Source organism: Xanthomonas sp. NCPPB 3174 (assembly GCF_056725205.1).
The window spans coordinates 2986789-3011798 of record NZ_CM161517.1 but is presented as its reverse complement, the minus strand read 5'-3'; the positions used below and the strand labels follow the sequence as shown (position 1 = coordinate 3011798).

The window sequence follows — 25010 nt, the reverse complement described above, 5'->3', positions numbered from 1 at the left end:
CCGGAGCCGCCCAATGACCTCCATCCGTACCCAGGCCCTGCACTGCCGCGATGCCGCGCAAGCGCTGGCGCAGTTGTCGTCGCCGGCCAAACAGGCGCTGCTGGAGGCGATGGCGGCGGCGCTGGAGGCGGATGCCGAAGCGATCCTCGCCGCCAATGCGCGCGATCTGGAGGCGGCGCGGGCCAAGGACGTCGGCAGCGCGATGCTCGATCGGCTGGCGCTGGACCGCAAGCGCCTGGACGGCATCGCCACGGCGCTGCGCGAGGTGGCGGGCCTGCCCGACCCGGTGGGACAGGTCACCCGCGACGACGTGCGCCCCAACGGCATCCGCGTGCAGAAGATCCGCGTGCCGCTGGGCGTGGTGGCGATGATCTACGAGGCGCGCCCCAACGTCACCGCCGACGCCGCGGCGCTGTGCATCAAGGCCGGCAACGGGGTGATCCTGCGCGGCGGCTCCGAGGCGATCCATTCCAACACCGCCATCGCCGCGGCGCTACGCCGTGCGTTGCGCGAAGCCGGCATCGGCGAGGCCGCGTTGACCCTGGTCGAGGATCTGCGCCGCGAGACCATGCTGGAACTGCTGCAGCTCCACGACATCGTCGACCTGGCGATCCCGCGCGGCGGCGAAGGTCTGATCCGTTTCGTCGCCGAACACGCGCGGGTGCCGGTGATCAAGCACTACAAGGGCGTGTGCCATCTGTTCGTGGACACCTCGGCGGACCTGGACCTGGCGCTGAAGCTGCTCATCGACGGCAAGACCACGCGGCCGGCCGCCTGCAACTCGCTGGAAACGCTGCTGGTGCACGCCGACGTGGCCGCGCGCTTCCTGCCGCTGGCCGCGCAGGCGCTGCGCGAACGCGGTGTCGCCCTGCGCGGCGATGCCGCCACCCGCGCCGTGCTGCCGGACATCGACAGCGCCAGCGACGACGACTACGCCGCCGAGTATCTGGATCTGATCCTGGCGGTCGCGGTGGTGCCCGACCTGGACGCGGCGATCGCGCACATCCGCCGCTACGGCTCCGACCACACCGAAGTCATCGCCACCGCCGATGCGGCCAACGCGGAGGCGTTCGTGCAGGCGCTGCGCGCTGCAGTGGTGATGGTCAACGCCTCCTCGCGCTTCTCCGACGGCGGCGAACTGGGCCTGGGCGCGGAGATCGGCATCTCCACCACGCGCCTGCACGCCTACGGCCCGATGGGCTTGGAAGCGCTGACCGTGGAGCGCTTCGTGGTGCGCGGCGAGGGCCAGGTGCGGCACTGAGGTTCGCTGCCGCTTTCGATGGCGGCACCTTTATGTAGGAGCGGCTTCAGCCGCGACGCGCCTTCCCGGTAACGCCCGTCGCGGCTGAAGCCGCTCCTACGAGGTCTGTCGTCGTCTCGACGCTCACAGCACCCGCACACGTTCGCCGGGTGCCAGCTCCAGCGTGCGCCGCGTGCCGTTGAAGACGAGTACGGTACGCGTGCCGCCGACGCTGCGCAGCACGATCCGCGTCGCCTTGCCGTCGCGCCATGCCAGGTCCACCACGAAACCGCCGCGCGCGCCGATGCCGCTGACCTTGCCGCGTGCGGCCCAGGCCTTGGGCAGCGCCGGCAACAGCGCGATGTGGCCGGGCCGCGAATACAGCAGCATTTCCAGCATCGCAGTGGGCGTGCCGAAGTTGGCGTCGATCTGGAACACGCCGCCCAGCGTGGGATCGCCGTGCTGGCTGAGGTCGTAGATGTCGAAGAAGTTCGGGGCGGTGCCGTTGCTGTGCACGATCGACGGTTTGAGGTTGGTCGCCACCAGCGCATAGGCGCGCTCGGCCTCGCCCAGCCGCGCCCAGCACAGCGCGCGCCAGGCGCAGGCCCAGCCGAAGCTGTGCATGCCGCGCGCGTCCAGCAGCGCGCGCGCCGCGGCAACCTGCGCGGGCGGGGCCAGGTCCGGATGCAGCCGGTGGCCCGGATACAGGCCCATCAGCGGCGACAGGTGGCGGTGGTGCGCCTCGCCCAGGTCGTCGGGCGACATCCATTCCTGCAATTGCCCGCTGCGCGGGCTGATCTGCGGCAGGTACAGGCGCTGCCGCAGTCCGGCGATGGTCGCGGCATGGGCCGCATCCACATCGAGCAGCGCGCAGGCCTGGCAATACTGCCCGAACAGGTTCCACACCAGCTCCTGCGCATAGGCGATGCCGCGCGCGTCCTCCGGGCCGTGTTCGGGCGACCAGTCGTGGTCGTCGACCAGGCGCGTCTGCCGGGATCCGTCGGCAGCCGGGACCTCCAGTTCGATCAGCCGGGCCTCCCAGAACTCGCAGGCGCCCTTGAGCAGCGGATGGATCCGTTGCAGGTAGGCACGGTCCTGGCTGTATTCGTAGTGCTGGAACAGGCTGTCGCACAGCCAGGCGTTGCCGGCCGGATGCCAGTACCAGCCGCTGCCGCCGAACGGATTGGTCGAGAACGCCACGGCCCAGCCGGCGACCTTGCCGGAGGTGTTGCGGAAGCGGTTGCGCGGGTCGTTGAAGTGCGCCAGGGTGATCTGCGTCCACGATGGCAGTTGCGCCAGACAGTAGCGGGCGAGGGCGTTGAAGCACGGGCCCAGCCCGGCCGCGTCGGTCAGCCAATAGTTCATCTGCACATTGACGTCGCTGTGGTAATCGCTCATCCACGGCGGATCGTTGTTCTCCAGCCAGAGCCCCTGCAGGTTGATCGGCAGGGCGTCGCGCGAGGCGGCGATGGTCAGGTAGCGGCCGAACTGCAGGTACAGCGCTTCCAGTTCCGGGTCGGGCGTGTCCGCCGCGGCGCGCGCCTGCAGCCGCTCGGCGATGGCGAGCCGGCGCTGCGCCGGGCTGGAGCGGCCGAACTCCACCTGCATGGTATCGAACAGCGCGCGATGGTCGGCCACGTGCGTGTACAGCAGCGTCTCGGGTGGTAGTTGCGCCGCCGCCGCACACCGCTGCCTGGCCAGCGCTTGCGGATCCAGCGCCGGATCGCGGTAGTTCCTGGCCAGGTCGGGCACGTAGTTGCTGCCGCCGCAGATCACGATGCGCAGCGCGCGGCAGTCACGGAAGTGCAGCGTATCGCCCTGCAGTTCCACGCTGCCGTCGGAGGCGATCAGCCGCACGTGCGCCCCGTGGCGCAGGCCGTTGGCCAGTGCGCCGGAACAGCCAAGTCCCCCGTCCGCATCGCCGTGCACGGGCGCATCGTGCGCGCTGACCAGGCGCAGCCGGCCGCTGTGCAGACCGCCACCGCGCTGTTCCAGGTGGATCACGATGGCGTCGTCGGGGTGGCTGGCGAAGACGGTGCGGGTGAACTGCGCAGCGTCCAGCGCGTAGCGCACGTGCACGCAGCCGTTGCTCAGGTCCAGCTCGCGCGTGTAGTCGCGCAGTTGCGCCGGCGCATGGCCGTCCAGTTCCAGATACAGCCTGGCGAGCATCACGAAGCTGCCGAAGCTGTCCTTCTCGTAGCCGAACTGGCCTTGCGCGTCGAGCGTGTCGTTGCGTCCTCCGGTCCACAGGCTGGCGTCGGAGAGGTACAGGAAGTCGCGATCGGGCGCGCCGCCGACCAGGGCGCCGAGCCGGCCGTTGCCGATCGGCAGGCCTTGCCGCAACACCTCGGCCTCGCTGGCCACGTTGGCGTACCGCAGCCGCAGCGCCTGGGCCGGCGGCACCAGCGGCGAGCTGGCCGGACGCAGCGGCGCGGCCAGCGCGCGGCCGAACGCCGGCAGGCCGAGCAACGGCAGCATGGCGGCCAGGACGCCGCCTTGCTTCAGGAAGGCGCGGCGGCCGGCATTGCCAGGCGGATGATCGGAGCTGGGCATCGGGCGGGTCTCGACGGCGCCCCGCGCGTGGCCGCGGCGATGGGCAGAAGCACCGTTGTACCTGCGGTGCGTGCTACAGGGAAGGCGTTGCGCGCAGTGTCCGGCGCGTTTGCGCCGATGGCGTGCGGCGCGGCCGCAAGCGCGCGCAACCTTGGCGGCCGCCTGGCCGTTGCGCGCTCCGATCTCTCCACGTCATGTCCTGGATGCAGCCGCACTGCGACGGCGTGCGGACACCGCCGCTCTTCGACACTTCCGCCCGGGCCGCGGTTGCGCCTACAGTCGGGGTCTGACTGCCCGGAGGTTTCATGCGCCCCATCGCCACCCGTTTGCTCGCCACCGTCGTCGCCACCGTGCTGGCCTCGGCCGCCCACGCGCAGACCGCGCCGATGACCCCGGACATCACCGGCAAGCCGTTCGTCGCGCCGACCGCGGCCAACGACTACGTCAAGCGCGAGGTGATGATCCCGATGCGCGACGGGGTCAAGCTGCACACCGTGATCGTGCTGCCCAAGGGCGCGCACGGCGCGCCGATGCTGCTGACCCGCACGCCGTACGACGCCAGCGGCCGCGCCAGCCGGCTGGCCTCGCCGCACATGCGCGATCTGCTGCCGCAGGGCGACGAGGTGTTCGTCGACGGCGGCTACATCCGCGTGTTTCAGGACATCCGCGGCAAGTACGGCTCGGAGGGCGACTATGTGGTGACCCGACCGCTGCGCGGGCCGCTCAACCCGACCAAGGTCGACCACGCCACCGACGCCTGGGACACCATCGACTGGCTGGTCAAGCACGTGCCCGAATCCAACGGCAAGGTCGGCATGATCGGTTCGTCCTACGAGGGCTTCACCGTGGTGATGGCGCTGGCCGATCCGCATCCGGCGCTGAAGGTGGCCGCGCCGGAGAGCCCGATGATCGACGGTTGGATGGGCGACGACTGGCTCAACTACGGCGCCTTCCGCCAGGTCAACCTGGATTACTTCACCGGGCAGATGACCCGGCGCGGCAAGGGCGAGGGCATCCCGCGCCAGGGCTACGACGACTACAGCAACTTCCTGCGCGCCGGCTCGGCCGGCGACTACGCCAAGGCCGCCGGGCTGGAGCAGTTGCCATGGTGGCGCAAGCTCACCGAGCACCCGGCCTACGATGCGTTCTGGCAGGAGCAGGCGCTGGACAAGGTGATGGCGCGCACCCCGCTGAAGGTGCCGACGATGTGGCTGCAGGGGCTGTGGGACCAGGAAGACATGTGGGGCGCGATCCACAGCTACGAGGCGATGGAGCCGCGCGACACCGGCAACGACAAGAACTACCTGGTGATGGGGCCGTGGCGGCACAGTCAGGTCAACTACGAGGGCGCCTCGCTGGGCGCGCTGCAGTTCGACGGCGACACCGCGCTGCAGTTCCGTCGCGACGTGCTCAAGCCGTTCTTCGACCAGTACCTGGTCGATGGCGCGCCCAAGGCCGACACGCCGCCGGTGCTGATCTACGACACCGGCGCCAACCACTGGGACCGTCTGCAGCGCTGGCCGCTGAGCTGCGCGCAGGGCTGCCCGGCGCAGAGCAAGCCGCTGTACCTGGAGGCCGGCGGCCGCGTCTCGTTCGAGGCGCCCAAGGCCGGGCAGGGCGAGTACACCGAGTACGTGTCCGACCCGGCCAAGCCGGTGCCGTTCGTGCCGCGGCCGGTGGTGTTCGGCGACCGCGACATGTGGACCACCTGGCTGGTGCACGACCAGCGCTTCGTCGACGGCCGCCCGGACGTGCTGACCTTCGTCAGCGAACCGCTGCAGGCGCCGCTGCGCATCGCCGGCGCGCCGGAAGTGCACCTGCAGGCGTCCACCAGCGGCAGCGACAGCGACTGGGTGGTGAAGCTGATCGACGTGTACCCGGACCAGATGGCCTCCGAGCCGAAGCTGGGCGGCTACGAATTGCCGGTGTCGCTGGCGATCTTCCGCGGCCGCTACCGCGAGAGCTTCGAGCATCCGGCACCGCTGACCCCGAACCAGCCGCTGGCCTACCGCTTCGGCCTGCCGACGGCCAACCACACCTTCGAGCGCGGCCACCGGATCATGGTGCAGGTGCAGTCCACGCTGTTCCCGCTGTACGACCGCAACCCGCAGACCTACGTGCCGAACATCTATTTCGCCAAGCCGGGCGATTACCAGAAGGCGACGCAGCGGATCTGGCACACGCCGCAGCAGGCGAGCTACATCAGCCTGCCGGTGGAGTGAGCGAAGCGGACGCCGGCGCGTGATGCGCCGGCGTGTGGCGTTCGGCATGCCGCGAATGCGTGGTCAGCTGCGCGATTCGACCAGCGAGAGGGTGCAGGTTTCGCCGGGAGCGGATTGCGCGTAGTCGAAGCGAGAAAGCTTCTTGCCCGAGGTTTGTGCGGCGAGCAGGCTCGCATAGGCGGCCTTGCCGAAATCGTCGCCGATGCTGAAATAGACGACGTCGAACTTGCAGTTGGTGGAAAACGGATCCTTGATGCTGAAGTAGGCGGTACCGCCGTGCACGCCGAGGCGGTCCACCGCCTTGTCGGTTTCGGTCACCGCGGCCGCCGGCGCGCAGTAGAGCGCGATCAGTGAGAGACAGAGCGTCGCCTGCAGTTTCATGGTGTCGTGTCCGTTTGTCTGAGCCGTGAGCGTCGAAACGGACATGCCCGCCGCCTTGCTTCGGCGCGTGTCGTTGCCGAGGACGCAGGTCGTGATGAATGCGCCGGTTTCCCCGTCGCCATTGTGGCGAGACACGGCGTCAAGGTCCGGTTGCCCAGAGAAAAAAGGGAGGGGCAAGCCGGCGCGAACGACCGGTTGCCGCGATGCGCGGCAGCTGCCGGATTGCGGGCACAAAAAAACCCGGAAAACGATGGTTTTCCAGGCTTTTTGTGACCTTGAAACTGGTCGGGGAGACAGGATTCGAACCTGCGACCTCTACGTCCCGAACGTAGCGCTCTACCAGACTGAGCTACACCCCGAAGGAGCCGCACATGATACGGAGGTCTTCCGCATTCGGCAAGCGCCTTTGCAAAAAAATTTCAGTCCCCCGCGGCGGCCGCGTCCGCGGCATCCGCCGCGTTGCGCTCGCGCGCCTCGAACCACATGCCGTTGAGGATGGCGGCGGTGGAGGCCAGGCCCACACCGAGAATCCAGGCGAAGTACCACATGATCGTTTCTCCTTGCGGGCGCGTCAGTACGCGTTGGGGTTGTCGTCCAGGGAGGCGGCGGTGACCTTGCCCTTCAGCACGCGGTACACCCAGGTGGTGTAGCCGAGGATGATCGGCAGGAACAGCACGGTGGCCAGCAGCATGATCCACAGGGTCAGGTGGCTGCTGGAGGCGTCCCACACGGTCAGGCTGGAGCCCGGCTGGCTGGAGGACGGCAGCAGGAACGGGAAGATCGCAAAGCCCACGGTCAGGATGATGCCGGCGATGGCCGCACCGGAGGCGATGAAGGCCAGGCCGCCGCGGCGCTTGCGCAGCAGCACCGCGCTGAGCAGCAGGCCGAGCAGGCCGGCGGCCGGGGCCAGGGCGGTCAGCGGCATGGTCTGGTAGTTGTGCATCCAGCCGCCGACCTCGCCGAGCACGGCGGTCTTCAGCAGCGGGTTGGTGGCGCCGTCGGTGACCACCTGCGAGGTGACCGCGTAGCCGGGCAGGCCGGTGGCCACCCACACCCCGGCGCCGGCGAACAGCGCACACGCCACCAGCGCGGCGACGCTGCCGTAGCGCCCCGCGCGCTCGGCCACCGGGCCGTCGGTCTTCAGTACCAGCATCGCCGCGCCGTGCGCCACCAGCATGCTCACGCTGAGCAGGCCGGCGAGCAGGGCGAACGGCATCAGCAGGCCGAAGAAGCTGCCGGTGTAGAACACCCGCAGGGTGTCGTCGAAATGGAACGGCACGCCCAGCAGCACGTTGCCCACCGCCACGCCCATGATCAGCGCCGGGATGAAGCCGCCGAGGAACAGCGCCCAGTCCCAGCCGTTGCGCCAGCGCTGGCCGGGCAGCTTGCCGCGGAACTTGAACCCGACCGGGCGCAGGATCAGCGCGAACAGGATCACGAACATCGCCAGGTAGAAGCCGGAGAAGCTGACTGCGTACAGCGGCGGGAAAGCGGCGAAGATCGCGCCGCCGCCCAGGATCAACCAGACCTGGTTGCCCTCCCAGACCGGGCCGATGGTGTTCACCACCAGCCGGCGTTCGGCGTCGTTCCTGGCCACGAACGGCAGCAGCGCGCCGACGCCCAGGTCGAATCCGTCCATCACCGCGAAGCCGATCAGCAGGATGCCCAGCAGCAGCCACCAGATCACGCGCAGCGTGGTGTAGTCCAATGCAATGAAGTCCATGGTGTGTCTCCTGCCGGAATCAGAGGTGGCCGGCGGCCGCAGGTGCGGCGATCGGGGTGACGGGACGCGGGGCGGGTTGCAGCAGGGCGGGCAGGTCGTCCGGTCCCTTGCGGATCGCCTTGAGCATCAGCTTGATCTCGATGATCAGCAGCGTGGTGTAGATCGCCACGAAGCCGGCGAGGGTGATCAGGATGTCGTGCAGGGCCAGGCCGGAGGCCGCATAGAAGGTCGGCAGCACGCCTTCCACCGCCCACGGCTGGCGGCCGTACTCGGCGACGAACCAGCCGCACTCGATCGCGATCCACGGCGCCGGCAGGGTCCACAGCGCCAGCTTCAGGAACCAGCGCTTGTCCTCGAAGTTGTGTTTGCACGAGAACCACAGCGCGGCGGCGAAGAACGCGATCAGGTAGAAGCCCAGGCCGGCCATCACCCGGAACGTCCAGAACAGCGGCAGCACCCGCGGCACCGTGTCCAGCGCGGCCTTGGCGATCTCCTCCGGGGTGGCGTTGAGGATGTCCTCGCGGTAGCGCTTGAGCAGCAGGCCGTGGCCCAGGTCCTGCCAGTGGCGATCGAACACCGCGCGCGCCTCGGCGTCGTTGCGGTTGGCCTTGAGCCGCTGCAGCGCGCCGTAGGCGATCTGCCCGCCGCGCACGCGGTGCTCGGCGCGCTTGACCAGCTCCAGGATGCCGGGCACCGGCGTGTGCAGCGAGCGCGTGGCGATCAGGCCCATCAGGTACGGCACCTTGATCGCGTAGTCGTTCTTGCCCGTGGCCTGGTTGGGGATGCCGAAGGCGGTGAAGTCGGCCGGCGCCTGCTCGGTTTCCCACATCGCCTCGATCGCGGCCAGCTTCATCTTCTGGTGTTCGTTGGCGGCGTAGCCGCTCTCGTCGCCCAGCACCACCACCGACAGCGAGGACGCCAGGCCGAACGCGGCGGCCACCGCGAACGAGCGCCGGGCGATGTCGCGGTGCTTGCCGCGCAGCAGGTACAGCGCGCTGATCGACATCACGAACACCGCGCCGGTCACGTAGCCGGCGCTGACCGTGTGCACGAACTTGGCCTGCGCCACCGGGTTGAACACCACCGCCATGAAGTCGACCACTTCCATGCGCATGGTGTCCGGGTTGAACACCGCGCCGGTCGGGTTCTGCATCCAGCCGTTGGCGATCAGGATCCACACCGCCGACAGGTTGGTGCCCAGCGCCATCAGCCAGGTCACCATCAGGTGCTTGACCGGGGTGAGCTTGCTCCAGCCGAAGAAGAACAGGCCGATGAAGGTCGCTTCCAGGAAGAACGCCATCAGCCCTTCGATCGCCAGCGGCGCGCCGAAGATGTCGCCGACGTAGTGGCTGTAGTAGGACCAGTTCATGCCGAACTGGAACTCCATCACGATGCCGGTGGCCACGCCCATCGCGAAGTTGATGCCGAACAGCACGCCCCAGAACAGGGTCATGCGCCGCCACACGTCCTTGCGGGTCATGACGTACACGCTCTCCATGATCGCGATCATGAAGGACAGGCCCAGGGTGAGCGGGACGAACAGGAAGTGGTACATCGCGGTCATGGCGAACTGCAGCCGCGACAGCTCTACGACAGTGGTGTCGATCATGGCTGTGCTACCTCGTGGAAAATGTGCATCTGGGTGGCCGAGTGGCGGGAGATTGGAGGCGATCTTCCGCCGCTTGAGCGCGTTCGACCTTGATTCAGATCAATGTGCGGAACCGGCGTACCCGGCATCGTGGCGGCCACGGTGGTTCCGGCCCGGAAGCGCCTTCCCCGCTAAACTGGCGGCTTCGTTCGCCGCGCCGAGCCCGTTTTGACCGATTCCGCCGAGCCGTCCGCCGCACTGCCCGCCGACACGCCGCAGCAGCGGCAGCAGCGCATGCGTTGGCTGGAGGCCCTGGCCGCCGCGGCGCGTGGCCGCCAGCGCCTGGCCGCAGCGGCCATCAGCGTGTCCGGCGCGCTGCTGATCGTGCAGGCCGGCGCCATCGCCTGGCTGGTGCAGGCGCTGCTGGTCGAGCGGCGCGACCTGGCGCAGGCGCTGCCGGCCTTCGGCCTGCTGGCGCTGATGCTGGTCCTGCGCGCGGGGCTCGGCGCCGCTGCGCAGCGTGCCGCCGGCGATGTCGCCGATGCGGCCAAACTCGCGCTGCGTCGGCGCGTGTACCGGCAACTGCTGCAGCGCGGGCCGCTGTGGCTGCGCGGGCAGCGCAACGGCGAACTGGGCGAGCTGCTGCTGGCGCATGGCGATGCGCTGGACGGTTACTACGCCGGCTACCGGCCTGCGCGCTGGGAAGTGAGCGTGGTGCCGCTGCTGATCGTGCTGGCGGTGGCGTGGAGCGACTGGGTGGTCGGCCTGATCCTGTTGTTCACCGCGCCGCTGGTGCCGATCTTCATGATGCTGGTGGGCTGGGGCGCCGAGGCCGCCGGCCGCCGTCAGTTGCGCGAGCTGGCGCGGATGGGCGGACACTTCGCCGACCGGCTCAAGGGCCTGGGCCTGTTGCGCCTGTACGGGCGCGGCGAGGATGAACTGCGCGGCATTGCCGCCGCCGCCGAAGGCGTGCGCGAGCGCACGCTGAAAGTGCTGCGCATCGCGTTTTTGTCGTCCACCGTGCTGGAGTTCTTCGCCTCGGTCAGCGTGGCGATCGTCGCGCTGTACCTGGGCCTGAGCTACCTGGGCATGATCGCCCTGCACGCCAGCGTGCCGACCCTGGGCACCGGCGTGTTCTGCCTGCTGCTGGCGCCGGAGTTCTACGCGCCGCTGCGGCGCCTGGCCGCGCATTACCACGACCGCGCCAATGCGCTGGCCGCGGCGGCGGAGGTGGAGCGCCTGCTGGAAGGCCTGCCGCAGGATGCGGAGGCGCCGGTCGCGCGCGACGCGGGCGTGGCCGTACCGAACGCTGTTGCCGCCGCGACGCCCATCGAGACCGATGCCACTGCAGCGACGTTTTCCGTGCCCGCAGCGGACGCAGCGCGTACCGAGCCATTGCTGCGTGCACGCACGCTGCATCTGCGGCCGCTGGGCGCGCGTTGCGATGCGGTGCAGGATCTGAACTTCGAATTGCACGCCGGCCAGCGCCTGGCCCTGGTCGGGCCCAGCGGCAGCGGCAAGAGCACGCTGCTGGAAGCGCTGGCCGGATGGCTGCCGCCGCGTGCGGGCGCCTTGCAGGTGCGCGCAGGGCTGCGCATCGGCTACGCGGGGCAGCGCCCGTATCTGTTCCACGGCAGCATCGCCGACAACCTGCGCTTGGCCGATCCGCAGGCCAGCGCTGCGCAGGTACACGCAGCGGCCGAGGCGGCGCAGGTGCTGCGTTTCGCCGCACGCCTGCCGCAGGGCCTGGACACGCCGATCGGCGAGCGCGGTTTCGGCCTGTCCGGCGGCGAAGCGCGCCGTATCGGCCTGGCCCGGCTGTTGCTGCGCGATCCGGAACTGCTGTTGCTGGACGAACCGACTGCGTTCCTGGATGCGGACACCGAAGCGGAGCTGCTGCGCACGCTGGCGGAGTTCGCCCGCGGCCGCAGCGTGATCGTCGCCACCCACAGCGAGGCGGCGATGCGCTGGGCCGATGCGTTGCTGCGACTGCCCGCACGCGACGCGTCCACCGCGACGCAGGAGACGCTGTCATGAGCGGCGGCACCCGCGACACCTTGCGCGGCGTGTTCGGCCGGCATCTCGGCCGGCTGCTGCTGACCGCGCTGCTGGTGCTGTGCACGATGCTGGCCGGAGTCGGGCTGCTCGGCCTGTCCGGCGGCTTCCTCACCGCCGCGGCGCTGGCCGGCGCGGTCGGCATGGGCAGCGGGTTCAATTTCTTCTCACCCTCGGCGGGCATCCGCGCACTGACCTTCGCCCGCATCGCCTCGCGCTATGGCGAAAAGTTGGTCGGGCACGACGCCACCCTGCGCATCGCCCGCGACCTGCGCGTGTGGTTCTTCCGCCGCGCGCTGCCGCTGGCGCCGGCGCGGCTCGGCGCCAGCCGCACCGGCGAGTTGCTGGCGCGGCTGATGTCGGACATCGGCGAGGTCGACGGCCTGGTGGTGCGCGCGCTGGCGCCGCTGGCGGCGCTGCTCGGTGTCGGCGCGATCGGCATCGCCGCGGCGGCGGCGATCCACTGGCCGGCGGCGCTGGTGCTGACCGCGCTGGCGCTGGCGATCGGGATCGGTGTGCCGTGGGTGGTCGCGCGCGGCGGCGAGGCCCGCGAACATGCGCGCGCGCAGCAGCGCGAAGCTCTGCGCACGTTGGCCTACGAAGGCCTGGAGGGCGCCGCCGACCTGGCCGCGCTCGAGGCGCAGGCCGCCTGGATCGCGCGCGTGGACGCCAGCGCACAGGCCGTGCGTGCCGAGGACCGACGCCAGCGGCAGCGGCTGATCGGCGGTAATGCCTTGCACGCGCTGTGCGCGGCGCTGGGCCTGCTGGCGATGCTGTGGGTGGCGCTGGGCGCAGCGCGTGCCGATGCGATCAGCGGCGAACAGGCGGCGGGCCTGGTGTTCCTGACCGTGGCCCTGCTCGAGGTCTGGGCCGGGGCCGGCCTGGCCTGGCAGGCGCTGCAGTCCGGCCGCGTCGCCGCGCGGCGCCTGCAGGCGATCGCCGGGCAGGCACCGCCGGTGCTCGACCCGGCGCATCCGCAGGCGCTGCCGACCACGGGCGAGGTGCAGTTCGACCACGTCGTCTTCGCCTGGCCGGGCGAGACCCGGCGCGTGCTCGACGGTTTGACCCTGCGCATCGCGCCGGGCGAGCGCATCGCCCTCTCCGGCGACAGCGGCAGCGGCAAGACCACCCTGTCGGCCTTGCTGCTGCGGCTGTGGGATCCGCAACACGGCAGCGTTCGCTATGCCGGCGTCGACCTGCGTGACGTGGCCGAGGCGCAGTGGCACCGACGCATCGCCTGGTTGCCGCAGGGCGCGCCGGTGTTCGCCGGCAGCGTGCGCGACAACCTGCGCCTGGGCGATCCCGCGGCCGACGATGCGCGCCTGCAGCAGGTGCTGGCCGACGTGCGGCTCGACGCTTGGCTGCACGAAGTCGGCGGCCTCGACGCCTGGCTCGGCGAAAACGGCGCCACCATGTCCGCCGGCCAGGCCCGGCGCCTGGCCCTGGCCCGCGCCCTGCTGCGCGAGGCACCGCTGCTGGTGCTGGACGAACCCACCGAAGGCCTGGACGTGGACACCGCGCAAGCGCTGCTGCGCGACCTGGCGCAAGCGCTGGGCCCGCGCAGCCTGCTGCTGATCAGCCACGATGCGCTGCCCGAGGGCGTGGTGCATGTGCGTTATCGGTTGCAGGAGGGGCGGCTGCAGGTCGAAACATAGCGCTACTGCGCAGCGCTTTGTAGGAGCGGCTTCAGCCGCGCCCCGGCCTGACCGGGAACGCCGGTCGCGGCTGAAGCCGCTCCTACAGCGCCATCTGGCGCCTTTCAGGCCGAGGTCTGAGATGGAATCAGGGATGCACGCCCCCTGGCTTTTCGCACCATTGCGCGTGCAGGAGCGGAGCGTGTTCCCTTGCGTGGGATCAGCTACGACGAGCGAAGTGCGTCATCGCCCTCGCGCCATGGCGGACGTGCAATTGCGCGCAGCCGCTACAACGCGTCCAGAAACGCACGCACTGCCGGCCCAAACCGCGCGAAATCCACCAGGAACGCATCGTGCCCCTGCGGCGAATCCAGCCCCAGGAACTGCGCCTGTGCACCGCCGGCGCGCAGGCCGTCGGCGATCTGTTGCTGCTGTTGCACCGGGAACAGAATGTCGGTGTTGGCGCCGATCGCCAGTGCGCGCTCGACGCGGATCGTGGCGATGCCGGCGAGCACATCGCCGCCAGCAGGCTCGGCCAGGTCGAACCAGTCCATCGAGCGGCTCAGATACAGATAGCAGTTCGGATCGAAGCGGCGCACGAAGCGGCGGGCATGGCCTTCGAGATAGCTTTCGACCTGGAATTCCAGGCCGAACGGGTCGTCGTCGGTCTGGTCCGAATCCAGGCGCACGCGGCCGAAGCGGCCGTCCCACTCCAGCGCCGAACGGTAGGTGATCACGCCGAGCTTGCGCGCCATGCGCATGCCCGACTCGGGATAGGTGGCCTCGTCGTAGTCGCCGCCGTTCCAGTTCGGGTCCAGCCGGATCGCCTCGCGCTGCAGCGAGCGGATCGCGATCGAGAACGGCAGCGCCTGCGCGCTGCCGGAGATGTTGATGTGGCTGCGCGCCAGGCCGGGATGCCGGTGCAGCAGCGCCAGTGCGGTCATGCCGCCCATCGAGTTGCCGATCACGCAGGCCAGTTGCGCGATGTCCAACGCGCGCACCACCTGCGCTGCGGCATCGGCGCCGTCCTCGATCGACAGTTCCGGGAAGCGCAGGCGGTACGGCTGGCCGTCGTCCGGGTGCGGCGAGGCGGGGCCGGTCGAACCCTTGCAACTGCCCAGCGAGTTCACGCAGATCACGAACCAGCGCTGCGTGTCGATCGGCTTGCCCGGGCCGAGCATGCCTTCCCACCAGCCGGGCGTAGGATCGTCGGCATTGGCCGCGGCATGCGCGTCGGGCGAGAGCCCGGTGACGATCAGGATCGCGTTGTCGCGTGCGGCCGACAGCGTGCCCCAGGTTTCGTAAGCGACCCGCGCGTCGTGCAACTGGCCGCCACGCTTCATCGGGAATGGCGAGGGCAGGGCGAGGAAGCGGCTGCCGGGCGGGATGAATTCGGTCATGCGCCGATTCTAGCCGCGCCATCGCGCATCCGGCGTATGCGTGGTGCGAGATGCGGCATGGCGATGGCGATGGCCGCCGCTGGCTGCGCAGACGCCGGCCCGGCTTGTACGAACCGTTTTTGCCGCGTAGGAGCGGCTTCAGCCGCGACGGCATTGCAGGTAACGCGCGTCGCGGCTGAAGCCGCTCCTACGCGATGCTCCCGCCGTTGGAGGCGCCTCTGGCGGCGGTCGACATCCACCGCATCTGCATGAGGTCGCAGTGGTCAGGGCTTGCCGATCACCAGCTCCACCGGCGCGGCCGCCGGCAGGGTCACCGTCACCGGCGCCGATTCCAGATCGCCCTCCTGGCGCATCGCGTTGCCGCTGGTCGACAGCCGCGCGACCACCTGCACTTGCTTGAGTTGCGAGAGCTTCTGCGTCGGCATCGGGCTGTCCGCGTCGCTCAGCGTCACCCGCAACGGCAGCGCCTGCAGCGGATGCTTCTGCACCGCCACCGGCATCGGCGGGCCGCCCGGTACGCGTGCGATCACGAACACGCTGGCGTCGCCGCGCAGGCGCACGCGGGCGGCGAACGCCGGGTCCAGCGACACGGCCACGGTCAGGCCGGTGCTCGCCGGCACCTTCGCAATCTGCGCCGTGGCGGCGGTGCCGCCAGCGGGCAGCGCCGGCAGGCCGGCCGCGCTGCGCGCCGCATCGATCTGTGGCCGCAGCGCTGCGGCGGTGGCCGCGTCCACGCGCGGCAACAGCGCTTCCCAGGTGGCCGCGGCGGCGGCGTCCTGGCCGCGTTGGCGCTGGGCGATGCCCAGGAACCAGGCGCCACGTTCGCTGCCCGGCGCCAATTGCAGGGCATGCTGCAGCCAGGCCAGCGCCTGGTCGTCGAACTGTCGTTGCGGGTTGGCCATCGCACGCGCCTCTGCTGCTTCGATCAGCAGCGGCGCCTGCTCCGGCGCCAGGCGCACCGCACGCGCGAATGCGGCCGCGGCCTCGGCGTGGTGGCCCAGCGACATCTGGCTGCGGCCGAGCAAGGTCCAGCCGTCGGCCCGGTTGGGATCCTTCGCCAGTGCCGCCTGCAATTGCTTCACGCCGTCCTCGAGCGTGCGTGGTGCCTCGCGGTTCTGCGCCTGCAGCGCGCGCGGCGTGCCGACCAGCGCATACAGCGCCGACGTCGCCACGCCCAGTGCCAGGATCGCCACCGCCAGCACCGCGCCCTTGCGGCCGCGGCTGCGCAGCGGCCACAGCACCACCGCGAACACCAGCGCCGCCAGCGCCACCGCCGCGGCCGACATGCCCCAACTCAGCATCGCCTCACCATTCCTGTTCGTCCTGCAGCGGCAGTGCGGTCGCTGCCGGCGCGCGTCGCCGCACCATCCGGATCAGCACCACGGCGCCGCCGGCCAGCAGCAGCAAAGGGCCGAACCACAGCAGCCAGGTGCGCGCTTCCAGCTGCGGCCGGTACAGCACGAACTCGCCGTAGCGATCGACCAGGAACTGCTTGATCTGCGCATCCGACTTGCCCTGGTGCATCAGCTCCAGCACTTCGCGGCGCAGGTCCATGGCGATCTGCGCGTGCGAGTCGGCCAGCGACTGGTTCTGGCATTGCACGCAGCGCAGTTCCGCGGTCAGCGCATGGAAGCGCGCCTCCTCGGCGGCGGAGCGGTAGGCCAGCGGGGTCGGATCGGACACCGGTTCGGCGCCAGCGAGCGTGGACCACGCCAGCAGCGCCAGCAGGCCCAGCCGCAGCGCAGGCCGGCGGTGCTGGCTCATGGCGTGGCCTTGCCCTGGGTGCGCGTCGGCGGGGCGTCGCGCTCGGCCTTCTCCAACGCCGGCAGCAGTTCGTCGCGGATGATCGCATCGGTCAGCGGGCCGGCATGCTTCCAGCGCACCACGCCGCGCGCATCGACCAGGAAGGTCTCCGGCGCCGCGGCCACGCCCCAGTCGATCGCGGTGCGCCCCTCGGGATCGAACAGCACCGCCAGGAACGGATTGCCCAACTGCTCCAGCCAGCGCAGCGCATCCTCGCGGCTGTCCTTCCAGTCGTAGCCGATCACCCGCACGCGCTTGCTCAGCGCGAAGCGGGTCAGCACCGGATGTTCCTCGCGGCAGGCCGGGCACCAGCTGCCCCACACGTTGAGCACGTACGGCGCGCCGAGCAGCTCGCTGCTGCGCACGCGGATCGAGGCATCGTGCAGCAACGGCAGTGCGAACGCCGGCGCCGGCTTGCCGATCAGCGCCGACGGCAGCGCGTCGCGATCGGCGCTGCCGGAGCGTTGCACCGCATACACCATCAACGCCAGCAGGCCGAGGAAGAACAGCGCGCCCAGCAGGATGGCGGGCAGCGGCAGGCGACGTGGAGCGGGAGCGGACATCAGGGGGTCTCCGGAGAACGACGGAAGCGCCGGTCGGCGGCGGTGACGAAACCGCCCAGCGCCATCAGCGCCGCGCCAAGCCAGATCCAGCGCACGAAAGGTTTGACGTGCACGCGCATCGCCCAGGCGTTGCCGCCCAGCGGCTCGCCGAGGGCGACGTACACGTCGCCGAACAGGCCGGGATGGATGCCGGCTTCGGTCATGTTCTGGCCGCCGCTGGCGTACAGGCGCTTTTCCGGGTGCAGCAGCGCCAGCGGGCGATCGTCGCGCAACACCTGCACGTGCGCGCGCTCGGCCACGTAGTTGGGGCCCTTGCGCTGGTCCAGGCCCTGCAGTTCGAAGCGGTAGCGACCCAGGTCCAGGTGCTGCCCCGGCGCCAGCGCCACTTCGCGCTGTTGCTCCAGCGCCTCGACCAGCAGCGCGCCGGCCAGGAACACCGCGATGCCGGCGTGGGCCAGGGTCATGCCCAGCATCTCGGCGGTGAAGCGGCTGCCCTTGAGCTGGCGCCGGCTCCACACGAAGCGCGCGGTGCCCAGCAGCACCCAGGTCGCGGCGGCGACGCCGGCGGCGGTCTTCCACGCACCCTGCGGCGCCAGGAAGAAGCCGATCGCCCCGGCCAGCAGCGCCAGGCCCGCCCACGGCGCCAGCAGCGCCAGCGGCCGCGACGCCTGTTCGCGCTGCCAGCGGGTCAGCGGGCCGAACGGCAGCAGCGCCACCAGCGGCGCCATCAGCACGATGAACAAGGTGCCGAAGTAGGGCGGCCCCACCGACAGCTTGCCCAGGTCCAGCGCATCGGCCAGCAGCGGATACAGCGTGCCCAGCAGCACCATCGCGCAGGCACAGGTCAGCAGCAGGTTGTTGGCCAGCAGCAGGGTCTCGCGCGAGGCCGGGGCGAAGCGTTGCCGCGCCTCGTCGGCCGCCGCCGCCACGCGGCCGCCGCGCAGTGCGTACAGCAGCAGCGCGCCGCCGCACAGCAGGCTCAGGAACACCAGGATGAACAGGCCGCGGGCGGGGTCGGCGGCGAAGGAGTGCACGCTGGTCAGCACGCCCGAGCGCACCAGGAAGGTGCCGAGCAGCGACAGCGAGAACGCGGCGATCGCCAGCAGCAGGGTCCAGGCGCCGAAGCTGCCGCGCTTCTCGGTGACTGCCTGCGAATGCAGCAGTGCCGCCCCGGCCAGCCACGGCATGAAGCTGGCGTTCTCCACCGGGTCCCAGAACCACCAGCCGCCCCAGCCCAGTTCGTAGTACGCCCACCAACTGCCCAGCGCGATGCCGATGGTCAAAAAGCCCCAGGCCACGTTGGTCCACGGCCGCGTCCAGCGCAGCCAGCGCGCGTCCACCTGGCCGTCCAGCAGCGCGGCGATGGCGAAGGCGAACGGCACCGCGAAGCCGACGTAGCCGGCGTACAACAGCGGCGGATGGATCACCAGGCCGGGATCCTGCAGCAACGGATTGAGATCGCGCCCTTCCAGCGGTGCCGGCAGCAGCCGTGCGAACGGGTTAGAGGTGAACAGCAGGAACGCCAGGAAGCCGATGCTGACCAGCGCCAGGGTGCCGATCACCCGCGCGACGACGTGCGCCGGCAGGCGCCGCGAGTACAGCGCCACCGCGCCGGTCCACAGCGCCAGGATCAACGTCCACAGCAGCAGCGAGCCCTCGTGCGCGCCCCACACCGCGGAGTAGCGGTACACCAGCGGCAGCAGCGAGTTGGAGTTCTCGGCGACGTAGGCCACCGAGAAATCCTGGGTCACGAAGGCGTGGGTAAGGATTGCGAAGGCGCCGGCGACCAGCGCCAGTTGCGCGAACGCAGCCGGCCGCGCCACGCCCATCCAGCGCGCATCGCCGCGCTGCGCGCCGGCCAGCGGCAGCGCCGCCTGCAATACGGCGGTGAGCAGGGCAAGGATCAGCAGGAGCTGGCCGATCTCAGGCAGCATGGCGCTCGAGCCAGAACGCGGGAGCGGGCAGGGGGGCACACGACGCCAGATGCTTGCTATCCGCAGACGCGGGATGCGGGATGCACGCCTTGCAATGCGGCGTCCCTATATTCGGTCGACGCTGCTCGGTGCTACCAACGAACGGGCCAGCGCTTTTGCTTGGACCATTCCCCATTCCCCAATCCCGATTCCCGCCCCTCCAGCCCCTCACTGCATCGCCCCCACATCGTGCTTGCGATGCGCGCTGCCCATCTTGTCCGCCAGTTCCTTCGGCATGTAGGTCTCGTCGTGCTTGGCCAGCACGTCCTCGGCGACGAACACGCCGTCGTGCATGCTGCCGGTGGCCACCACCGCCTGGCCCTCGCGGAACAGGTCGGGCAGGATCCGGTCGTAGCGCACGGTCAGTTGCGCATCGCCGTCGGTGACCCGGAAGTGCGACTGCAGCGAACCGGGCGCGCGCTGGAACGAGCCCTTCTCGACCATGCCGCCGAGGCGGAAGCGCGCGTGCGCGCCGGTCTTGCCGGCCAGCACTTCGGCCGGGGTGTACAGGTAGGCGGCATTGCGCTGTAGCGCCATCGCCACCAGCGTGGTGGTCAGGCCCGCGGCCAGCACCAGCAGCATCAGCCACAGCACGCGACGCTTGCGCTGCGGATTCATCGGCTCAGTTCCAGCGGCGGCGCCGGTTCGGCCTTGGCCTGGCGCTTGCGTTGTGCGCGCAGCCGTGCCGCCCGCAGCGCGTTGCGCACCTGCAGCCGCGCCAGCACGAAATCGGCGAGCAGCACCCCGGCGAACACCGTGTAGGCACCGACCACATACGGCAGGTAGTTCATCCGCGTGCCTCCGCCAGTTGCGTCACCCAGTCCTTGCCGGCCTCGCGGCGCAGGTTGTCGGCGCGCGCGCGCGCCAGCAGCGAGCCGGCGAACCAGAACTTGGTCGCGGCCACCATCAGCCACAGCGGCGGCAGCATGCTCGGATCCATGCTGGACTGGCCGAACAGGCGGATGGTCTGGCCCTGGTGCAGCGAGTTCCACCACACCACCGAATAGCGGATCACCGGCAACAGCACCACGCCGACGATGGCCAGCAGCCCGGCCGCACGCGCGGCGGTGCGCCTGTCCTCGATGGCCAGGTACAGGCCCATCACGCCGATGTACAGAAACAGCAGGATCAGTTCGGTGGTCAGGCGCGGGTCCCAGTCCCACCAGGCGCCCCACATCGGCTTGCCCCAGATGCTGCCGGTCAGCAGGGTGATCAGGGTGAAGGCGGCGCCGATCGGCGCGCAGGCCATCGCCAGGATCTCGCACAACTTGATCCGCCACACCTGGGCGATGGCGGCGTACACGGCCATCAGGCCGAACACGAACAGGCTCATCCAGGCGCTGGGCACATGGATGTAGAGGATGCGGAAGGCGTCGCTCTGCAGGCGGTCGGCTGGCACCACGAACAGCGCCTGCCAGATGCCCACGCCGGCCAGCAGCAGCGCCGCCAGGTAGCACCACGGGGTCCAGCGCGCCGCGAAGCGATCGAAGGTCGGCGGCGAACCGAGTTGGTGGAACCAGCGGACGAGAGAGGCCATGCGGACGATTCTAGCTGGCGGAAGGCGGGCTTCGATGCGACAACATTCGATGCGACAACGGCGGAACGGCGAGGGAGCACTGCGCTTGCATGGTACGTCCGCCGCCGCGCCCGCGCTGCGCCAATGGCTCAGCTCAGCGAGATGCGGATCGCCGCGGCCGCCGCCAATGGCGCCAGCACCAGGCCCGCCACCAGGCCCGCGGCCAGCAACAGCAGGCCGCCGGCCGGGTCCAGGCCTTGCGCCGCCGCCGCCACGCTGCCGGCGCCGAACACCAGCACCGGCACGTACAGCGGCAAGGCCAGCAGCGCGACCAGGATGCCGGCGCGCTTCATGCCCACCGTCAGCGCCGCGACCACCGCGCCGAGCAGGCTCAGCAGCGGGGTCCCCAGCGCCAACGATGCCAGCAGCACCGGCATGCGGTCATGCGGCAGGTGCAGCAATTCGCCGAGCAGCGGCGCAGCCACGATCAGCGGCAAGGCGGTGGTGACCCAGTGCAGCAGCACCCGCACCAGCACCAGCCAGGCCAGCGGCACCGGTGCCAGCAGCCATTGCTCCAGCGAACCGTCCTCGGCATCGCTGCGGAACAGACTGTCCAGCGCCAGCAGGCCGGCCAGCAGCACCGCCAGCCACAGCGCGGCACCGGCCACCTCGCCGAGCAGGCGCGGCTGGTTGCCCAGCGCCAGCGCGAACAGGGCCACGATCAGCAGGGCGAACAGCGCCGGCTGCAGCGCGTCGCCGCGGCGCCGCCACAGCAAGCGCAGGTCGCGCAGCAGCAGCGCCCGGGTGGCCTGCCACAGCGAGGGAACGGGCGTGGCCAGGCTCATGCGGCGACTCCGCTCAGGGTCAGCATGCGCGTGCGCACGGGCGGGGCAGCGTAGGCGCCATGGGTGGTGACCAGGGCCGCGCCGCCGCTGCGCAGGTGCGCGGCGATCATCCGGTTGACCAGGGTGATGCCGTCCAGGTCGAGGTTGGCGTAGGGCTCGTCGAGCAGCCACAGCGGTGCCGGCGACAGCCACATCCGCGCCAGCGCCAGGCGCTTCTTCTGCCCGGCCGACAACTGCCGTACTAAGGTGTCCTCGTAGCCGGCCAGGCCGACGATGGCCAGGGCGCTGCCGGGCATCTGCTTGGCGCGGCGCCCCTGCAACCCGCACAGATAGTGCAGGTTCTCCAGGGTGCTCAGGTCGGCCTTCAGCGCGCCCAGGTGGCCCAGGTAGGCCATGAAGCGGGCGCGGTCGCCGCGCCGCACCGGGTGGCCGTCGATCTCGATGCGCCCGGCCTCGGCGCGCAGCAGGCCGACCAGCACCCGCAGCAGGGTGGTCTTGCCGGCGCCGTTGTCGCCCTGCACCAGCAGCGCCTCGCCGGCATCCAAGTGGAAGTCCAGCGGACCGAACACCGCGGCGTCGTCGCGGGCGAACGTGAGCCCGTGCGCGGCCAGCAGCGGCGGCGGGGTGTACAGCGGATCGGTCATCGGCGAAGGCCGCGGCGATGGCGCGGCGGCGGGCGGCAGGGGAAGGCGCGCATTGTATCGGCATGCGGGCGTCCGGCGGATGCCGGCGGCGGCCATGTGCGGCGATGTGCGCGCACTGCGGCAAGGGCGGCGGGCCGTTGCCGCATCGCCGGCAAGCGGCTTTGCGTACACTCGGCGTTTTCCCGCTGCCCGCAGATCCCCGCATGCATCCGCAGACCAAGCTGCCCAAGGTGGGCACCACCATCTTCACCGTGATGTCGCAACTGGCCGCCGAGCACGGCGCGGTCAACCTGGGCCAGGGCTTTCCCGACTTCCCGGTGCCGCCGCGGCTGATCGAGGCGCTGGACCGGGCGATGCGCGACGGCCACAACCAGTACCCGCCGATGACCGGCGTGCCGGCGTTGCGCCAGGCGATCGCCGAGAAGGCGCTGCGCTGCTACGGCGCCCAGGTCGATGCCGACACCGAGGTCACCGTCACCAGCGGCGCCACCGAGGCCCTGTTCAACGCCATCCACGCGGTGGTGCGCCCGGGCGAGGAAGTGATCGTGCTGGATCCGGCCTACGACAGCTACGAGCCGGCGATCGACCTGGCCGGCGCGCGTGCGGTGCACGTGCCGCTGGACCCGCAGACGTTCGCGGTGGACTGGGAGCGGGTGCGCACGGCGATCACCCCGCGCACCCGCCTGCTGATGCTCAACAGCCCGCACAACCCGTCCGGGGCGATGTTCGGTGCCGACGACCTGCAGGCGGTGGCCGAGCTGCTGCGCGGCAGCGACATCTTCCTGATCTCCGACGAGGTCTACGAGCACATCGTGTTCGACGGCCGCCGCCACGAGTCGGTGCTGCGCTGGCCGGAACTGCGCGAGCGAGCCTTCGTCGTCTCCAGCTTCGGCAAGACCTACCACTGCACCGGCTGGAAGATCGGCTACGCGATCGCGCCACCGGCGCTCAGCGCCGAGTTCCGCAAGGTCCACCAGTACAACACCTTCGCCAGCTTCGGCCCGGCCCAGCACGCCTTCGCCGCGATGATCCGCGAGCAGCCCGAGCACGACGAGCAGCTCGGCGCGTTCTACCAGGCCAAGCGCGACCGCTTCCGCGAACAGTTGCTGGGTACCCGGCTGAAGCCGCTGCCGGTGCCGGGTGGCTATTTCCAGCTTGTCGACTATTCGGCGGTCAGCGACCTGCCCGACACCGAGTTCGTGAAGTGGCTGACCATCGAGAAGGGCGTGGCGGCGATCCCGCTGTCGCCGTTCTACCAGGACCCGCCGCCCGCCCAGCGCCTTGCCCGGCTGTGCTTCGCCAAGAACGAGGCGACGCTGGATGCGGCGATCGAGCGCTTGCAGCGGCTCTGACGAGCCGCCGGGATTGGGGATTCGGGATTTGGGATTCGTAGAAGCGGGTTCCTGGGCGGGGTGGGGCATGTCGGTGGCAGGCATCTATTTCGGGGTGACGTTTGGGCTGGCGGCGGTCTGCGCGGTGGTCGACGGGGCGCTGTTCTACGGGCATGTGCTGACCGGGCTGGCTGATCGTGGCCAGCGGGTGGGGATGGATTTCAGCGTGGTGCCGTTCCGGCGGCAGGCCTATGTGGACCGCTACCTTGCGGTGTTGACGCCGCAGGAGCGGGGCGCGCTCGCCAACCGCCTGGTGCGGCACCTGCCATGGGTAACGCCTACACTGGGCCTGCTGTGCCTGGTCGGCACGATCTGCATCGGAGTACGTTGGGGATGACACAGGTGGCACAGGATCTGAGGATCTCGTTGGTCCAGGGCGATACCCGCTGGCACGATCCGGCCGGCAACCGCGCGCATTACGCCGAATTGCTGGCGCCGCTGGCCGGCGTCACCGACCTGGTGGTCCTGCCGGAGACCTTCACCAGCGGCTTCTCCAACGATGCGCTGGCGCAGGCCGAGGACATGGACGGGCCGACCGTGGCGTGGATCCGCGAGCAGGCGGCGCGGCTGGGTGCGGCGGTGACCGGCAGCGTGCAGTTGCGCGTGCCCGACGCCGATGGCGAGGCCAAGGTGTTCAACCGCCTGCTGTGGGCCACGCCGGACGGCGCATTGCAGCATTACGACAAGCGGCATCTGTTCCGTTACGGCAACGAGCACCTGCGCTATGCCGCCGGACGCGCGCGCCTGTGCGTGGAGTGGAAGGGCTGGCGGATCAATCCGCAGGTCTGCTACGACCTGCGCTTTCCGGTGTTCTGCCGCAACCGCTACGACGTCGAGCGCCCGGGTCAGCTGGATTTCGATCTGCAGCTGTTCGTCGCCAACTGGCCGTCGGCGCGCGCCTACGCCTGGCGCACGCTGCTGCGCGCCCGCGCGATCGAGAACCTGTGCTTCGTGGCCGCGGTCAACCGCGTCGGCGTGGACGGCAACGAGCTGCACTATGCCGGCGACAGCGCGGTGATCGATTTCCTCGGCCAGCCGCAACTGGAGATCCGCGAGCGCGAGCAGGTCGCCACCACCACCATCTCCGCCGCGGCGCTGGCGGCGCATCGCGCGCGCTTCCCGGCCATGCTCGATGCGGACGCCTTCAGCCTGGACGACTAGCCTCCGGCTCCAGTGACGCCGGAAACCTCATCTTGCTATTTCCGAGGACGCCTGTCGTAGGAGCGGCTTCAGCCGCGACCGGCCTTCTGGCTACGCCTGTCGCGGCTGAAGCCGCGCCTACAAAAGCGACGGCGCTCAGGCAGAGGTATGGCAAACGGATTTCAGAGACGTTTGGCGCCGGCCTCGCCTCCTGCCTGTGCTCCGGCCAGGCCGGGGCCGGTCGCGCCCGCCGCGAGTGGAAATGCCTGCTGAACGCACCCGCGGCGCCCTGGCAGCCTTGTCGCGACCACGACACTCCCGTTGCTACGCTCGCGCCTC

22 protein-coding genes and 1 tRNA gene are annotated in these 25010 nt (G+C 70.4%); 7 read left to right on the top strand and 16 right to left on the bottom strand.

What is annotated here, in order from left to right; genetic code table 11:
• Nucleotides 1-13: 13 nt before the first annotated feature.
• Nucleotides 14-1261 carry a glutamate-5-semialdehyde dehydrogenase gene (locus AC1PK7_RS13385; protein ID WP_481098446.1) on the top strand — a complete coding sequence of 416 codons (1248 nt, stop codon included), beginning with the start codon at nt 14-16 and terminating at the stop codon, nt 1259-1261.
• A gap of 123 nt (nt 1262-1384) precedes the next feature.
• Here the strand turns inward: AC1PK7_RS13385 and AC1PK7_RS13380 are convergent, their stop codons facing one another.
• Nucleotides 1385-3793 (bottom strand): glycosyl hydrolase family 95 catalytic domain-containing protein, encoded by a 2409-nt coding sequence (locus AC1PK7_RS13380; protein WP_481098445.1) that lies wholly within the window; start codon nt 3791-3793, stop codon nt 1385-1387.
• A 305-nt stretch (nt 3794-4098) separates the two neighbouring features.
• On the opposite strand from AC1PK7_RS13380, the gene AC1PK7_RS13375 reads away from it, so the two are divergent.
• Nucleotides 4099-6015, top strand: a complete 1917-nt coding sequence (locus AC1PK7_RS13375) for a CocE/NonD family hydrolase (protein WP_481098444.1) — start codon at nt 4099-4101, stop codon at nt 6013-6015.
• 63 nt (nt 6016-6078) lie between these two features.
• On the opposite strand, the gene AC1PK7_RS13370 is transcribed toward AC1PK7_RS13375, so the two are convergent.
• The 5 genes from AC1PK7_RS13370 to AC1PK7_RS13350 form a co-directional block, all read right to left on the bottom strand.
• Nucleotides 6079-6531 (bottom strand): hypothetical protein, encoded by a 453-nt coding sequence (locus AC1PK7_RS13370; RefSeq protein WP_481098443.1) that lies wholly within the window; start codon nt 6529-6531, stop codon nt 6079-6081.
• Between the two features lie 147 nt (nt 6532-6678).
• A tRNA-Pro gene (locus tag AC1PK7_RS13365) sits at nt 6679-6755 on the bottom strand.
• A gap of 60 nt (nt 6756-6815) precedes the next feature.
• Entirely contained in the window at nt 6816-6944 is a 129-nt protein-coding gene (cydX, locus tag AC1PK7_RS13360) for a cytochrome bd-I oxidase subunit CydX (RefSeq protein ID WP_010343450.1), read from the bottom strand.
• Nucleotides 6945-6967: 23 nt separating this feature from the next.
• Complete coding sequence (cydB, locus tag AC1PK7_RS13355) at nt 6968-8119, bottom strand: cytochrome d ubiquinol oxidase subunit II (RefSeq protein WP_481098442.1); 1152 nt, start codon at nt 8117-8119, stop codon at nt 6968-6970.
• Nucleotides 8120-8138: 19 nt separating this feature from the next.
• Nucleotides 8139-9728 (bottom strand): cytochrome ubiquinol oxidase subunit I, encoded by a 1590-nt coding sequence (locus tag AC1PK7_RS13350; protein ID WP_209246905.1) that lies wholly within the window; start codon nt 9726-9728, stop codon nt 8139-8141.
• A gap of 273 nt (nt 9729-10001) precedes the next feature.
• Here AC1PK7_RS13350 and cydD point away from each other — a divergent pair, with 273 nt between their 5' ends.
• The gene (gene cydD, locus AC1PK7_RS13345; RefSeq protein ID WP_481100896.1) at nt 10002-11744 is read left to right on the top strand and encodes a thiol reductant ABC exporter subunit CydD; all 1743 of its coding nucleotides are present in this window, start codon (nt 10002-10004) and stop codon (nt 11742-11744) included.
• Nucleotides 11741-13417 carry a thiol reductant ABC exporter subunit CydC gene (gene cydC / locus AC1PK7_RS13340; protein WP_481098441.1) on the top strand — a complete coding sequence of 559 codons (1677 nt, stop codon included), beginning with the start codon at nt 11741-11743 and terminating at the stop codon, nt 13415-13417. Before cydD ends, cydC begins: the two co-directional genes overlap by 4 nt.
• Nucleotides 13418-13683: 266 nt before the next feature.
• Here cydC and metX read toward each other — a convergent pair whose 3' ends face one another.
• From metX to ccmA, 10 genes are all read right to left on the bottom strand, one after another.
• Entirely contained in the window at nt 13684-14796 is a 1113-nt protein-coding gene (metX, locus tag AC1PK7_RS13335; RefSeq protein ID WP_481098440.1) for a homoserine O-acetyltransferase MetX, read from the bottom strand.
• A gap of 263 nt (nt 14797-15059) precedes the next feature.
• Nucleotides 15060-16097, bottom strand: a complete 1038-nt coding sequence (locus AC1PK7_RS13330; protein WP_481098439.1) for a tetratricopeptide repeat protein — start codon at nt 16095-16097, stop codon at nt 15060-15062.
• Nucleotides 16098-16101: 4 nt separating this feature from the next.
• A complete protein-coding gene (locus AC1PK7_RS13325; RefSeq protein WP_017907310.1) occupies nt 16102-16560 on the bottom strand; it encodes a cytochrome c-type biogenesis protein in 459 nt (152 codons plus the stop codon).
• On the bottom strand, nt 16557-17162 hold the full coding sequence (locus AC1PK7_RS13320; RefSeq protein WP_420010107.1) for a DsbE family thiol:disulfide interchange protein: 606 nt from the start codon (nt 17160-17162) through the stop codon (nt 16557-16559). The genes AC1PK7_RS13325 and AC1PK7_RS13320 overlap by 4 nt, the downstream gene beginning before the upstream one ends.
• A complete protein-coding gene (locus AC1PK7_RS13315) occupies nt 17162-19096 on the bottom strand; it encodes a heme lyase CcmF/NrfE family subunit (RefSeq protein ID WP_481098438.1) in 1935 nt (644 codons plus the stop codon). The genes AC1PK7_RS13320 and AC1PK7_RS13315 overlap by 1 nt, the downstream gene beginning before the upstream one ends.
• Before the next feature lie 207 nt (nt 19097-19303).
• On the bottom strand, nt 19304-19753 hold the full coding sequence (ccmE, locus tag AC1PK7_RS13310; RefSeq protein WP_481098437.1) for a cytochrome c maturation protein CcmE: 450 nt from the start codon (nt 19751-19753) through the stop codon (nt 19304-19306).
• Nucleotides 19750-19926 carry a heme exporter protein CcmD gene (locus tag AC1PK7_RS13305; RefSeq protein WP_017912865.1) on the bottom strand — a complete coding sequence of 59 codons (177 nt, stop codon included), beginning with the start codon at nt 19924-19926 and terminating at the stop codon, nt 19750-19752. Before AC1PK7_RS13305 ends, ccmE begins: the two co-directional genes overlap by 4 nt.
• Entirely contained in the window at nt 19923-20672 is a 750-nt protein-coding gene (gene ccmC, locus AC1PK7_RS13300) for a heme ABC transporter permease CcmC (protein ID WP_010343777.1), read from the bottom strand. The genes AC1PK7_RS13305 and ccmC overlap by 4 nt, the downstream gene beginning before the upstream one ends.
• A gap of 128 nt (nt 20673-20800) precedes the next feature.
• Complete coding sequence (gene ccmB, locus AC1PK7_RS13295; protein ID WP_017907306.1) at nt 20801-21496, bottom strand: heme exporter protein CcmB; 696 nt, start codon at nt 21494-21496, stop codon at nt 20801-20803.
• A complete protein-coding gene (ccmA, locus tag AC1PK7_RS13290; RefSeq protein WP_010343781.1) occupies nt 21493-22140 on the bottom strand; it encodes a heme ABC exporter ATP-binding protein CcmA in 648 nt (215 codons plus the stop codon). Before ccmA ends, ccmB begins: the two co-directional genes overlap by 4 nt.
• Before the next feature lie 203 nt (nt 22141-22343).
• Between ccmA and AC1PK7_RS13285 the strand changes: the two genes are divergently transcribed.
• The 3 genes from AC1PK7_RS13285 (at nt 22344) to AC1PK7_RS13275 (ending at nt 24692) form a co-directional block, all read left to right on the top strand.
• Nucleotides 22344-23492: a pyridoxal phosphate-dependent aminotransferase gene (locus AC1PK7_RS13285; RefSeq protein WP_481098436.1), complete on the top strand. Its 1149-nt coding sequence runs from the start codon at nt 22344-22346 to the stop codon at nt 23490-23492.
• Between the two features lie 67 nt (nt 23493-23559).
• Nucleotides 23560-23868 carry a hypothetical protein gene (locus AC1PK7_RS13280; protein ID WP_481098435.1) on the top strand — a complete coding sequence of 103 codons (309 nt, stop codon included), beginning with the start codon at nt 23560-23562 and terminating at the stop codon, nt 23866-23868.
• Nucleotides 23865-24692: an amidohydrolase gene (locus AC1PK7_RS13275; RefSeq protein ID WP_481098434.1), complete on the top strand. Its 828-nt coding sequence runs from the start codon at nt 23865-23867 to the stop codon at nt 24690-24692. Before AC1PK7_RS13280 ends, AC1PK7_RS13275 begins: the two co-directional genes overlap by 4 nt.
• The last annotated feature ends 318 nt before the right edge of the window (nt 24693-25010 follow it).

What these genes read in the sequence shown, in the direction of transcription:
- AC1PK7_RS13385 (WP_481098446.1), top strand. Translation starts at nt 14, where the DNA reads ATGACCTCCATCCGTACCCAGGCCCTGCACTGCCGCGATGCCGCGCAA.
- AC1PK7_RS13380 (WP_481098445.1), bottom strand. Translation starts at nt 3,793, where the DNA reads ATGCCCAGCTCCGATCATCCGCCTGGCAATGCCGGCCGCCGCGCCTTC.
- AC1PK7_RS13375 (WP_481098444.1), top strand. Translation starts at nt 4,099, where the DNA reads ATGCGCCCCATCGCCACCCGTTTGCTCGCCACCGTCGTCGCCACCGTG.
- cydX (WP_010343450.1), bottom strand. Translation starts at nt 6,944, where the DNA reads ATGTGGTACTTCGCCTGGATTCTCGGTGTGGGCCTGGCCTCCACCGCC.
- cydB (WP_481098442.1), bottom strand. Translation starts at nt 8,119, where the DNA reads ATGGACTTCATTGCATTGGACTACACCACGCTGCGCGTGATCTGGTGG.
- AC1PK7_RS13350 (WP_209246905.1), bottom strand. Translation starts at nt 9,728, where the DNA reads ATGATCGACACCACTGTCGTAGAGCTGTCGCGGCTGCAGTTCGCCATG.
- cydD (WP_481100896.1), top strand. Translation starts at nt 10,002, where the DNA reads ATGCGTTGGCTGGAGGCCCTGGCCGCCGCGGCGCGTGGCCGCCAGCGC.
- cydC (WP_481098441.1), top strand. Translation starts at nt 11,741, where the DNA reads ATGAGCGGCGGCACCCGCGACACCTTGCGCGGCGTGTTCGGCCGGCAT.
- metX (WP_481098440.1), bottom strand. Translation starts at nt 14,796, where the DNA reads ATGACCGAATTCATCCCGCCCGGCAGCCGCTTCCTCGCCCTGCCCTCG.
- AC1PK7_RS13330 (WP_481098439.1), bottom strand. Translation starts at nt 16,097, where the DNA reads ATGCTGAGTTGGGGCATGTCGGCCGCGGCGGTGGCGCTGGCGGCGCTG.
- AC1PK7_RS13325 (WP_017907310.1), bottom strand. Translation starts at nt 16,560, where the DNA reads ATGAGCCAGCACCGCCGGCCTGCGCTGCGGCTGGGCCTGCTGGCGCTG.
- AC1PK7_RS13320 (WP_420010107.1), bottom strand. Translation starts at nt 17,162, where the DNA reads ATGTCCGCTCCCGCTCCACGTCGCCTGCCGCTGCCCGCCATCCTGCTG.
- AC1PK7_RS13315 (WP_481098438.1), bottom strand. Translation starts at nt 19,096, where the DNA reads ATGCTGCCTGAGATCGGCCAGCTCCTGCTGATCCTTGCCCTGCTCACC.
- ccmE (WP_481098437.1), bottom strand. Translation starts at nt 19,753, where the DNA reads ATGAATCCGCAGCGCAAGCGTCGCGTGCTGTGGCTGATGCTGCTGGTG.
- AC1PK7_RS13305 (WP_017912865.1), bottom strand. Translation starts at nt 19,926, where the DNA reads ATGAACTACCTGCCGTATGTGGTCGGTGCCTACACGGTGTTCGCCGGG.
- ccmC (WP_010343777.1), bottom strand. Translation starts at nt 20,672, where the DNA reads ATGGCCTCTCTCGTCCGCTGGTTCCACCAACTCGGTTCGCCGCCGACC.
- ccmB (WP_017907306.1), bottom strand. Translation starts at nt 21,496, where the DNA reads ATGAGCCTGGCCACGCCCGTTCCCTCGCTGTGGCAGGCCACCCGGGCG.
- ccmA (WP_010343781.1), bottom strand. Translation starts at nt 22,140, where the DNA reads ATGACCGATCCGCTGTACACCCCGCCGCCGCTGCTGGCCGCGCACGGG.
- AC1PK7_RS13285 (WP_481098436.1), top strand. Translation starts at nt 22,344, where the DNA reads ATGCATCCGCAGACCAAGCTGCCCAAGGTGGGCACCACCATCTTCACC.
- AC1PK7_RS13280 (WP_481098435.1), top strand. Translation starts at nt 23,560, where the DNA reads ATGTCGGTGGCAGGCATCTATTTCGGGGTGACGTTTGGGCTGGCGGCG.
- AC1PK7_RS13275 (WP_481098434.1), top strand. Translation starts at nt 23,865, where the DNA reads ATGACACAGGTGGCACAGGATCTGAGGATCTCGTTGGTCCAGGGCGAT.